This is a genomic window from Desulfurellaceae bacterium (genome assembly GCA_021296095.1).
GTDB lineage: Bacteria > Desulfobacterota > Binatia > Bin18 > Bin18 > JAAXHF01.
Genome location: JAGWBB010000111.1, coordinates 5,280 through 11,709, shown reverse-complemented (window position 1 = coordinate 11,709; position 6,430 = coordinate 5,280). Strand labels below are relative to the sequence as shown.

Annotated in this window: 6 protein-coding genes; 4 read left to right on the top strand and 2 right to left on the bottom strand. The window is 61.6% G+C overall.

What is annotated here, in order from left to right; all coding sequences use genetic code 11:
- On the top strand, window positions 1-1,668 hold a 1,668-nt coding region (locus tag J4F42_19770), incomplete at its 5' end, for a cache domain-containing protein (protein MCE2487757.1).
- A gap of 8 nt (window positions 1,669-1,676) precedes the next feature.
- On the opposite strand, the gene J4F42_19765 is transcribed toward J4F42_19770, so the two are convergent.
- Window positions 1,677-4,706, bottom strand: coding sequence for an AAA family ATPase (locus J4F42_19765; GenBank protein MCE2487756.1), 3,030 nt, complete (start codon window positions 4,704-4,706; stop codon window positions 1,677-1,679).
- Between the two features lie 137 nt (window positions 4,707-4,843).
- On the opposite strand from J4F42_19765, the gene J4F42_19760 reads away from it, so the two are divergent.
- From J4F42_19760 to J4F42_19750, 3 genes are all read left to right on the top strand, one after another.
- On the top strand, window positions 4,844-5,083 hold the full coding sequence (locus J4F42_19760) for a dodecin domain-containing protein (protein MCE2487755.1): 240 nt from the start codon (window positions 4,844-4,846) through the stop codon (window positions 5,081-5,083).
- 114 nt (window positions 5,084-5,197) lie between these two features.
- Window positions 5,198-5,407 carry a dodecin domain-containing protein gene (locus J4F42_19755; GenBank protein MCE2487754.1) on the top strand — a complete coding sequence of 70 codons (210 nt, stop codon included), beginning with the start codon at window positions 5,198-5,200 and terminating at the stop codon, window positions 5,405-5,407.
- A 129-nt stretch (window positions 5,408-5,536) separates the two neighbouring features.
- Window positions 5,537-5,908, top strand: coding sequence for an HPF/RaiA family ribosome-associated protein (locus J4F42_19750; protein MCE2487753.1), 372 nt, complete (start codon window positions 5,537-5,539; stop codon window positions 5,906-5,908).
- A gap of 21 nt (window positions 5,909-5,929) precedes the next feature.
- Here J4F42_19750 and J4F42_19745 read toward each other — a convergent pair.
- A partial coding sequence (locus J4F42_19745) for a tetratricopeptide repeat protein (GenBank protein ID MCE2487752.1) occupies window positions 5,930-6,430 on the bottom strand: 501 nt, incomplete at its 5' end.

The window sequence follows — 6,430 nt, the reverse complement described above, 5'->3', positions numbered from 1 at the left end:
CTGATGGCTATCGTGGCCTGTTTTCTCCTGAGCGGGGGAGCCTTCGCCCAGACCGGGAACGGCATGGCGATGTTGGAAAACCCCGCGCCCGATTCGTACCAGAGCGGGATAGCGGTGATCTCCGGTTGGGCCTGTGATGCACAGGAGATCGTGATCGAGATTGACGATATGTCCTTCGCCGCAGCCTACGGCACCATGCGCGGGGACACCCAGGAGAGGTGTGGCGATACCGACAATGGCTTCAGCTTCCTGTGGAACTGGAACAACAGCGGGGATGGGGAGCATACCGTTCGTGCGCTGGCCGACGGCACCCCGTTCGGCGAGGCCACGGTGACCGTCACCACCTTTGGGACGGAGTTTCTGCGCGACGCGCACGGCGTGTATTCCCTGACGAATTTCCCGACTGCCGACGAGGAGACCCGTATCCAGTGGGAGGAATCCCTCCAGAACTTTGTCATCCGGGATAATCCGACGACCTTCACCCGCGACTTCGTCCAAGCCGCGCTGGACCGCCATGACCGAGACGGGCGAGAGGCAACAGCGGCGTACTACAACTCCCCGGCCAGCGTTGAGGGGCAGTGGTATGTGTTCATCATCGATGAGAACGATCTGTTCATTGCCCATCCGATCATGCCCGAACTGATAGGCCAGGATATCAAAACTATTGTTGGCTCGGACGGTTACGAACTCGGGCGGGAGATCGCCATGGCAACCGAGGCCGGACACTGGATTCATTACCCGTGGCCCAACCCGGTCACTGGAGAGGAAGAGCCCAAGCATACATGGGCTATCCGTTACGGTGGGCTCATCTTTGGGTCAGGCTACTACGAGTCGCTGACTGACGACGCTACGCCTCTCCCGGTCGGCCACTCCCAGGTGGCTGGTGTGGCGGCCGTCCTGGAGAATCCCGCCCTGGGCTCGTTCCACAGCGGCATGGCTGTTCTCTCCGGCTGGGCGTGTGAGGCGGAGGAGATTCTCATTCAAATCAACGATATGTCACTGACAGCCGCCTACGGCACGGTCCGTGGGGATACTCAGGCTGTCTGCGGCGATATCGATAACGGCTTCAGCCTGCTGTTGAACTGGAACATCCTCGGCGACGGAGTGCACACCGTCCGGGCTTTCCTTGACGGCACGCTCTTCGCTCAGATTCCGGTGACCGTCACCACCTTCGGGGATGAGGAAAAAGCGACCTTCACCCAAAACCTCGTCCAAGCGGCGCTGGACCGCTATGACCGAGACGGGCGAGAGGCGACGGTCGCCTACCACAACTCCCCGGCCAGCGTTGACGGAGAGTGGTATGTGTTCATCATTGACGAGAATGATCTCATTGTCTCGCAGCCGGTCTCGCCCAACCTGATAGGCCAAGATATCAAAACTATTGTCGGCTCGGACGGCTATGAGTTAGGCAAGGAGATCGCCAGAGCAACCGAGGCCGGGCACTGGATTGACTACCTGTGGCCCAACCCGGTCACTGGAGAAGAAGAACCCAAGCATTCATGGGTCATCCGTCACGACGGACTCCTCTTCGGGTCAGGCTACTACGGCCCGCCGAATCTCCAGGAATACCAGCTGGCGGACTTCCCCACCGCTGGCGCGGAACTCAGCCTGCAATGGTCCCAACCCTTGCAGAACTTCGTGATTACCAGTGTGTTGCCGTCGGAATAGTGCGCAGACTAGGACAGCTCGGACAGGAGCGTTCGGGCCTGCCCCACATCGCTACTCTCCCCAGCCGTATCACACCCGACCAGACTGTCTTCCAACAGCTGCCGCGCCTCGGTTCGCCGTCCCCAGCTTTGCCACGCCCGGCTCAGACCCAAGACCGCCCGCAGCTCCCACAGCCTGGCCTGCTGCTGGCGGGCGAGCGCAATCGCCCGTTGAAAACACTCCTCAACCAGGGGCCGGGTTCGCGAGTCGTGCCCGCTGCCGTTCGTGCCGTACCGCTCGCCCTCCCGGGCCAGCACAAGCTCGGCTTTGATTCGGTACAGCTCGGCCTCACAAAACCGCTCGTGCGTCGCCCCGACCAGTTCCACGGCCTCGTCAACGGTCTGCAAACCGTCGGCCAGCCGCCCAGCCGTGGCATACGCCTCGGCCAGAACCGCTAGATAATAAGGACGCATGACCTGCGCTCCGGTCGCGCCCCAGTCGGCCAGTCCCCGACGGATCTGCCCGATCCTGTCCGAGGCCCGATTCTGGCCGTCGACCACCAGGATCGTCCCCAGGGCCAGCCAGTAGGCGAAGCCGTGTTCCTGCGACACCGCGATCGTCTCCTCGGCAAACGTCCGGGTGTCGTGTCCATCCCGACACATATGGGACACAATGGCCGCACAGCCGAGCGCATAGGCCAGGCTGTGGGGATGGGCGAGCTGGCGGGCCAGGGACACGGCTTGGCGTGCGCTATCGCGGGCCTGGTGCGGAAAACCGAGCAGGCACAGCGACAGCGCGATATACGAGCGGCACACCACCCCGGGATCCTGGACAAACCCGTCAGCCCGGCGGCGGTGGGGATCGTACAGGGCCAGCCCTCGCTCGAAATGATCCCGCGCCCGGTCGAACTCGCCTACATGAAAGTGCGTAATCCCCAAGGTATTATGAGCCGAAAGTAGCAGAGTTGGCTCGGTCTGGCGCTCGGCCAGGGCCCGGAACTGCTCTCCCAAGCGGCGGGTGGTGTGGAACTCGCCCCGAATCAGAGCTACCGCGCTCAGCCCGCGCAGGGCCCGGAACAGCTGACGGGTCTCGCCAATCGCCTCACACAGGCTGCGCGCCCGGCTATAGACCTCCTCCACTTCTGGAGCGGCATAGCCTTTGGTCATGGCCAGCGGCACGCTGAGGCTGAGCGACAGGGAGATTTTCTGTTGGCTGCGGGTCTGATGGTCCGATGTCCCAAAAGTGGACTCGGTCATCATCGTCCACTTTCCTGTCGGGTCTTGCCGGTCGAGCAGGGACAGGCCGCGTGACAGATGGGCGATGGCCTCCTGGTAGGCGCATCGTTGCAGAGCGTTGTGGGCCGCCTGTTGCAGATAGGGAATGGCGCGGTCAAAGACCCGGGCCTGCTCAAAGTGCATGGCCAGTTCGGCCGCAATCTCCCCAGTCCGCTCGCCATACGCCCGCTCTTCCCGTTCTCCAATGTCGCGGTGGAGCTGGAGACGGCGACCGACCGGGATACGCCCGTACAAGACGTTCTGGTACAGCGAATGGATAAATCGATAACGGCCGGCCACGGTGCCGTCCGGCCATTCGGTCCAGCCGTCGGCGGACAGGAATTTTTTCTGGCGGGCCAGGGCCTGGCAGTGCTCCTCGGCCGGTGTGGCTGTCCCATTCTTGAAATATGGGTCATCGTGGCCCACCGTGCCGTCCAGAGCCGCAGCGGAAAACTCGACCCCGGCCACACTGGCCGTCTCAAGCAGCTGCTGTTGGTGTGGATTCAGGCGGTCGATTTGTTTCTCGATCATCTGCCGTAAACTGTCGGGCACCCAGTCCCGGCCATCATCCATACTCGCCAGGTCGAACAGCCGCGCCTGGACTTCCCAGCGGCCGTTGACCTCGCTCAGGGAGCCGTGGGCGACCAGATAGTCCAGCAGATTCACCAGAAAGAGCGGATTACCGTCCGTCTGCCGATGCAGCAACTCGGTCAGCTGGACGTGGTCCGGGGCATCAAGCGGGAAACGGTCGGCCAGATATTCCCCAACGGCCGACGCCGTCAGAAATGCCAGCGACAGTTCTCCACACTGGCGGTGTAGGTGCAGCTCTTGGCTGAGGGCGGCGAGCGGATGGGCGGCGTTCGAGATATCGGCCGGCCGGTAGGTCGTCAGCACCAACAGGCGGGCCGCCTCTTGCCGCTGGGCCAAGACCGACAGCAGGGCCAGGGTGGAGTGATCGCTCCATTGCAGGTCCTCAAGCACCAAGACCAGACACACCTCAGCGGTCAGGACTTCCAGGGCTTTGACCATCTCGCGCAGCATCCGCTCGCGAGTAACGCCCTGAATGCGGCGCTGGAGCGCTTCGAGTTCACCCGGCTCAAGCAAAGACGGCAGCTGCGCCAGCCAACTCGGGGCGTGTTGGGCCAGGACGGCCATCAGACGCCGCCCGTCGGTCCGCCGACATAGCCGCTCCAGGGCTTCCAGCACCGGCATATACGCCTCGCCCGCCCCGTGCTGCTCGATACACTGTCCACGTCCAATCCACACCGAGGCGGGGTGTTCGACCTGAGCCAAAAAGGCTTCGACCAGCGTTGTTTTGCCAATGCCGGCCTCACCGGTCACAAACACGATCTGACGGGCGCCGGCCTGGGCACGGCCGAACCAGTCGTGGAGCCAGCTGAGTTCCTGTTCACGGCCGACGAGCGGAGGCAGGGCGGAGTCGGCCTGAGGAAGCCCGGCCTCCGTCGCGGAAGATAGCGGGGCAATGAACCGGTAGCCGCGTCGATGGACGGTCTCGATGAACCGGGGCTGTGTTGCCGCGTCCCCCAGCGCGCGCCGCAGGCGACGAATACAGACCTTGAGCACCCCGTCGCTGACTGTTGTCCCAGACCACACGGTGTCGAGCAGTTGCTGTTTGGTAACCAACTGCCCGGGCTGGTCCACCAAACACTGTAAGACGGCAAAATCCTTGGGTTTCAGGGCGATGGACTGGGTTCCATGCCACAGACATTCATTCCCCAGATCAAGGCGAAAGGGGGGAAAGCTGATCTGCACTCCAGGTCTCATATCCTCCTCATATCATCCCCGAGCTTGACCACAAGACACCCTAATGTCACCGTAATATCACTTCTCTAGCATGGCGATCCGAGCCAAGTCAGGTTAGATTTGAACAAGAAAGGCAAGAAGAGAGGAAGGAGAAACGTATGCAAGACAAGACGTATGTGATTACCGAGATCGTTGGGGTCTCGGACGATTCGATCTCTCACGCGGTGTCCAACGCGATTGAACGCGCCAACCAGACCCTCAAGGCCCTGGACTGGTTTGAAGTCAAAGAGGTCCGCGGAACGGTTGTCGAGGGCAAGGTCGGGCAGTATCAGGTCACGCTTGACGTTGGGTTCCGTTACCTGAGCGACGAAGAGATGCGCAGCTGGGCCACCGGATAGGAGGGCAGCCACCCACACCCAGCAAGAAACATGTTCTCCGATGGACTCTGAAGGTCAACACGTTTCCTGCTGCCGACACACAGACCCAACACATAGAGAGGAAGAGCAGTATCCATGCAAGAAAAAACGTATAAACTGATCGAGCTCGTCGGCGTCTCAGAGACATCTATTGAAGACGGGGTCCAGAACGCCATCAGCCGCGCCAGTCAGACGCTCAACAATCTGGACTGGTTCGAGGTGGTCGAAGCCCGCGGTCTGATTCAAGAAGGCCGGGTCAACCAGTTTCAGGTCAAAATCAAAGTCGGCTTCCGTTTGAATATGTAATCTCCTCGTCCTGGCCCCCGGGTTGGAGCCTCCGGCTCCAGCCGACCCGCTCCAAAGAGGAAATGTGTTAACCTTTTCATACGGTATGGACGACACGTTTCCTCTTCACGTGCTAGAGAGGAGACGCATATGCAATTCACCCTTCACCTGACCCCCAAAGACCTGCATTTGAACCGCGCAACAGTCCACCACATCCAAGACAAAGCCGCCAAGCTGGCCGCCGTCTATCCCCGCCTCCTGAAATGTCGGGTTGTGCTGGAAGGGCCGGTTCACCACCATCGCAAAGGCGGTCCGTACACCGCCCGGATCGATCTGATTGTCCCCGGAGCCGAGCTGGTGGTCAACCACCACGAAACGGCCGACCTGCGACAGGCGATTCGAGAGGCATTTGAGGCAGCTCGCCGACGTTTAGAGGATCATATCCAGCACCGACGCGGGGAGGTCAAACGACACCAGCCACCCTATCATCGGCCTGAGGAGACGGTCTCCCCGGAATTCTAGACTCCGTCAGCCGACCTCGGTTCAGAACTCGTCCGTGCTCAGACGGACAATCCGCTGGCGGACCTCGGAGGCAAACGGTGCAGCCGGGTCCAGAATGACTGCCTGTTTATACGCCTCCAGTGCCTCTTTCTTTTGTGCAGTCTGTTCAAGAGCCTCGCCCAGATTGGCGTACGCGTAGGCATAATCTGGCTGGAGTTTGGTCGTCTGTTGCCACTCTTTGACGGCGCCCTGCCAGTCGCCCTGAGCGGCGAGCAGGTGGCCGAGCCGATTGTGAACGTGGGCCGATGTCGGCACCAGTTCGAGGGCCTTGTTATAGGCGCCCAACGCGCCCTGGCTATCCCCTTTGGACTCCAAAGCCTGGGCCAGATGCACGTAGGCCGTAGCGTTTTCGGGGTCGAGACGTACCGAGGTCTGGAGTTCGCCGACCGCTTCCTCGGTGTTGCCCTGGTCCTGCAGGGCAAGGCCCAGCAGGTGGTGGGCCTTGGCATGGTTGGGCGCCAGGCGGGCCGTCTCTCGCCACTC

Excerpts from the sequence above, each read along its gene's own strand:
- J4F42_19765 (MCE2487756.1), bottom strand. The coding sequence starts at position 4,706 with ATGAGACCTGGAGTGCAGATCAGCTTTCCCCCCTTTCGCCTTGATCTG.
- J4F42_19760 (MCE2487755.1), top strand. The coding sequence starts at position 4,844 with ATGCAAGACAAGACGTATGTGATTACCGAGATCGTTGGGGTCTCGGAC.
- J4F42_19755 (MCE2487754.1), top strand. The coding sequence starts at position 5,198 with ATGCAAGAAAAAACGTATAAACTGATCGAGCTCGTCGGCGTCTCAGAG.
- J4F42_19750 (MCE2487753.1), top strand. The coding sequence starts at position 5,537 with ATGCAATTCACCCTTCACCTGACCCCCAAAGACCTGCATTTGAACCGC.